We start from the raw sequence: 2,954 nt of genomic DNA, 5'->3' as shown, positions 1-2,954 counted from the left end.
ATCACGCCGGGCGCGGTCGCGCCGCCGCCGACGAAGACCGCGTCGGGCGCCTGCGTGCCGGCCACGCCGGCGAGGGCGTCGGGGGCACGGCCGGTGACGACCTCGAGGCCGGGCACGCCGAGGCGGCGGGCGTTGCGCGCGATCCTGAGCGCCCGCTCGGGATCGGCCTCGATCGCCGTCGCCGTGCAGGTGGGATGGGCGCGCATCCACTCGATCCCGACCGAGCCTGCGCCCGCGCCGACATCCCACAGGTGCGCGCCGGGGACCGGGGCCAGCCGGGCGAGGGCGGAGGCGCGGAGGTCCCGCTTGGTGAGCTGGCCGTCGTGCTCGAACGCGTCGTCGGGGAGGCCCGCCGTCCACGAGGCGTGCGCCGACGAGCCGGTCGCCTCGATGGCGAGGACGTTGAGCCGGGGCGAGGGGCTGACGCGCTCGCTCGCCATCCAGGTCGCGCGCGTCTCCACCGGCGTCCCGAGGTCGCCGAGCACGGTCACGATGGAGTCGCCGTAGCCGGCGCGGCAGAGGAGGTCGGCCACGGCGTCCGGTGTCTCCTCGTCGGCGGACAGGACGAGGATCCGTCGCCCGGGCGCGAGCTCGCGGTGCACCAGCGATACGTCGGCGCCGGTCGCGCGGACCGTGGCGTGCGACTCGGCCGGCCACCCCAGCGCGGCGCGCGCCAACGCCACCGAGGACACCGCGGGCACCACCCGGACCCGTGTGGGGCCGAGCAGCTCGACGAGCGTCGTCCCGACCCCGGCCACCAGCGGATCACCGGAGGCGAGGACGACGACCGGCCGCTCGGCGTACTTCTCGACGACGGCGACGAGCCCCTCGCGCAGCGGCGCGGGGAGGGGCAGCCGGAGCTGGCCGGGGACCTCCGGCAACAGATCGAGGTGGCGAGGTGCCCCGACGACGACCGCGTCCGCGCGGAGGGCGAGATCCGGGTCGGCGAGCGCTCCGTCGGCGGCGATGCCGACCACCGCGACGGGGATCATGACGGCAGACGCTATCGTGGCGGCCAACAGCACGAGGTGCCCCTCACGGGGAGAATCTGGGAAGCCGGTGGGATTCCGGCACAGGCCCGCTGCGGTGAAAGTCCGAAGACCGGCCTCGCGCTCGACCTATTCATGGCCATTTGAGCGGGAGCCTCACATGCCGGTGCACTACCCCTTCTCGGCCGTCCTCGGCTGCGACGCCGACCTCGACGACGGCGTGGAGCTCGACGACATGGGCCTGGCCCTCGTCCTCACCACGATCTCGCCGGAGATCGGCGGGGTGCTGGTCCGCGGGGAGAAGGGCACCGCGAAGTCGACCGCCGTCCGCGCGCTCGCCGGGGTGCTGCCGCCGATCGAGGTCTACGCCGCCGACCGGTTCTCGATCGACCCCGCCGACGCCGGGGCTGTCTCGCCGGACGGGCCCTTCGACGCGTCGGCCGCGATCGGCACGCGTCCGGTGCGGCTCGTCGAGCTGCCCGTCGGCGCGACGGAGGACCGCGTGCTCGGCTCGCTGCACCTGGAGCGGGCGCTGTCGGCGGGCGCGGTGGAGTACGAGCCCGGCCTCCTCGCCCGGGCGCACCGCGGCATCCTCTACGTCGACGAGGTCAACCTGCTGCACGACCACCTCGTCGACCTCCTCCTCGACGCGGCGGCGATGGGCCGCGCGACCGTCGAGCGGGACGGCGTCTCGGTCGAGCACGCCGCCCGCTTCGTCCTCATCGGCACGATGAACCCCGAGGAGGGCGAGCTGCGCCCGCAGCTCCTGGACCGGTTCGGGCTCACCGTCGAGGTGGCCGCGCCGCGCGATCCCGCACTGCGGGCGGAGGTCGTCCGGCGGCGGATCGCCTACGACGCCGATCCCGCCGCCTTCGTCGAGCGGTACGCCGAGCGCGACCGCCTCCTCACGGAGCGGATCTCGTCGGCGCGCTCGCGGATCGCCGACGTGCGGCTCGCCGAGCCGGCGCTGCTCACGATCGCCGAGATCTGCGCGGCGTTCGAGGTCGACGGCCTCCGCGCCGACATCGTCACCGCCCGGACCGCCGTCGCCCACGCCGCCTGGGCCGGCCGCGACACGGTGACGAGGGCCGACATCCGCCGGGCCGCCCTGCTCGCGCTGCCGCACCGGCGCCGGCGCAACCCGTTCGACGCCCCCGGACTCGACGAGGAGCTGCTCGACCGGATCCTCGGGGACGAGGAGCTGCCGCCCGAGCCGCCCGAGCCGCCGGAGAGCCCCGAGCCACCGCAGCCGCCGGGCCCGACAGGACCCGGCGAGCAGCCGGAGGGCGACGCCTCCGACCCTTCCTACGCCACCGATCCCTCCGATCCCTCCGACCCCTCCGAGGCGGAGGCATCGGACCGCACAGCCCCGCCACCCGCGGGCGGCGCGAGCGACTCGGTCGTCAGCGCCTCGACGCCCTACCGTCCCCGCCTCCTGGCGGTCAGGGGCGTGGGCACCGGGACGGCCGGGCGCCGGAGCCGGGCGCTGGCGACCAGCGGCCGGCGGATCGGCGCGACCCCGGGCGACTCGGGCTCCCTCGACCTGGTCGAGACCCTCAAGGCGGCGGCCGGCAAGCAGGCGACCCGCCCCCGGGCCGCCCGGCGGGTGGAGGTGCGCGCGGAGGACCTGCGTGTCGCCGTACGCGAGGGCAGGGAGGCCAACCTCGTCCTCTTCTGCGTCGACGCGTCCGGGTCGATGGCCGCGCGCAAGCGGATGACGCAGGTGAAGACGGCGGTGCTGTCGCTGCTGCTCGACGCCTACCGGCGGCGCGACAAGGTCGGGCTGATCACCTTCCGCGGCTCCGAGGCCGAGCTCGTGCTGCCGCCCACGCACAGCGTCGAGATCGCCGCTGCCCGGCTCGAGGAGGTCGCCGCCGGCGGCCGGACGCCACTCGCGGAGGGCCTGCTCGAGGCCGCCCGCGTCCTCCGTCGCGAGCGGCTGCGCGACCCGCGCCTGCGGCCCCT

At 76.2% G+C, this 2,954-nt stretch carries 2 protein-coding genes and 1 riboswitch; of the genes, one reads left to right on the top strand and one right to left on the bottom strand.

Going from position 1 to position 2,954, the window contains the following annotated elements; all coding sequences use genetic code 11:
- Positions 1 to 992: precorrin-6y C5,15-methyltransferase (decarboxylating) subunit CbiE (gene cbiE, locus QM572_RS13735; RefSeq protein WP_415094045.1), on the bottom strand; the 992-nt coding region annotated here is incomplete at its 3' end.
- 17 nt (positions 993 to 1,009) lie between these two features.
- A riboswitch (cobalamin riboswitch) is annotated at positions 1,010 to 1,125 on the top strand.
- A gap of 24 nt (positions 1,126 to 1,149) precedes the next feature.
- On the opposite strand from cbiE, the gene QM572_RS13730 reads away from it, so the two are divergent.
- The coding region (locus QM572_RS13730; protein WP_415094044.1) for a VWA domain-containing protein at positions 1,150 to 2,954 on the top strand (1,805 nt) is incomplete at its 3' end.

Source organism: Nocardioides sp. (assembly GCF_047607365.1).
In the GTDB taxonomy this organism is placed as follows: domain Bacteria; phylum Actinomycetota; class Actinomycetes; order Propionibacteriales; family Nocardioidaceae; genus Nocardioides.
The sequence above is the reverse complement of the archived record's forward strand: the minus strand, read 5'-3'. Positions and strand labels throughout refer to the sequence as shown.